Below are 1,281 nucleotides of genomic sequence, written 5' to 3'. Positions count from 1 at the left end.
CGCAAGGTGGTATTATATCTCCCCTATTATCCAACGTGGTTTTAAATGAATTGGATTGGTGGATTAGCAATCAATGGGAAACTTTTCAGCCTAAGAACTATAAGACGGCTATAGCCTTTAGGGGCTATGCTCGCAAATACACAAATCTTAAAGATGGGTTTATTGTGCGGTATGCTGACGATTTTAAAATCATGTGTAGAACATATATTGGTGCCAAAAGATATTATTATGCCACCATTGATTTCTTGCGTACGAGATTAGGACTTGAAATTAATGAGCAAAAATCTAAAGTAGTTAATCTTAAAAAGAATTCTTCGAACTTTTTGGGGTTTAAAGTGAAGTTGGTTCAACAAGGTCAATCTAAACATGGCTATGTTGCCAAAAGTAGTATGACGGACAAAGCTATGCAAAACACCCAAAGAATTCTAAAGGATAAGGTAAAAGAAATCCAAAGGCATCCAACATCAGAAAATGTACTTAAATTCAATATTACCCTTATTGGCATTCAAAATTATTACAAGTACGCTACTAAAATTTATATGGATTTGACAAAAATTAACTACACTCTACTCAAATCCATGAAAAACAGGCTCAGTGAAAATGGAAAAGTAATTCAATTTTATGAAACTCCTAAGAAATTTCAACTACGTGCCAAAGGAATTCAGTCTAATACTAAAATATATACAGTTTGTGCCACACCTTTACTTCCAGTTACAGGCGTACATCATAAGAATCCATGGAACTTCTCACAAAATATATGCAATTACACCGCAAAAGGTCGTAATAAAATTCATGAGAATCTTAAAGCCATACCTAAGGATGTCTTAAAACAAGTCATGACAACATACTCCCGAAATAGGAGTATTGAATACAATGATAACAGGATATCGAGATATGTTGCACAATACGGAAAGTGCTATGTAACTGAAGAAGTTATAGGTATAGATAGGGTACATTGTCATCATAAAATTCCTTTGAAAAGTGGTGGAACTGATAAATATCACAACTTAATAATTGTGGATAAATATATACATCAATTAATCCACATGACAGATGAGATTAAAATCAGAGCTGCGCTCTTGGCGTTGAAATTGAACGATAAGCAATTAAATAAATTGAATACACTCAGAACTGAGGCTGAAAATGAACCGATAACTGTATAAATTGACTTATATCAATTAGCTGAAAATGATGGGACGCCGTATGACGGGAAACTGTCACGTACGGTGTTAGGTGGGGGAAAAGGTGGAGATGATATCAAAGCTTTACCTATCACGCACA

Annotated in this window: 1 protein-coding gene; it reads left to right on the top strand. The window is 34.4% G+C overall.

Features of this window, described 5'->3' with window-relative positions; all coding sequences use genetic code 11:
* On the top strand, positions 1–1,163 hold a 1,163-nt coding region (locus tag MR169_RS27895; RefSeq protein WP_242320389.1), incomplete at its 5' end, for a reverse transcriptase domain-containing protein.
* Positions 1,164–1,281 lie beyond the last annotated feature (118 nt).

Source organism: Bacillus cereus group sp. BfR-BA-01349 (genome assembly GCF_022663795.1).
GTDB lineage: Bacteria > Bacillota > Bacilli > Bacillales > Bacillaceae_G > Bacillus_A > Bacillus_A cereus.
Note: the sequence above shows the minus strand (reverse complement) of the source record. Positions and strands in the feature narration are given on the sequence as shown.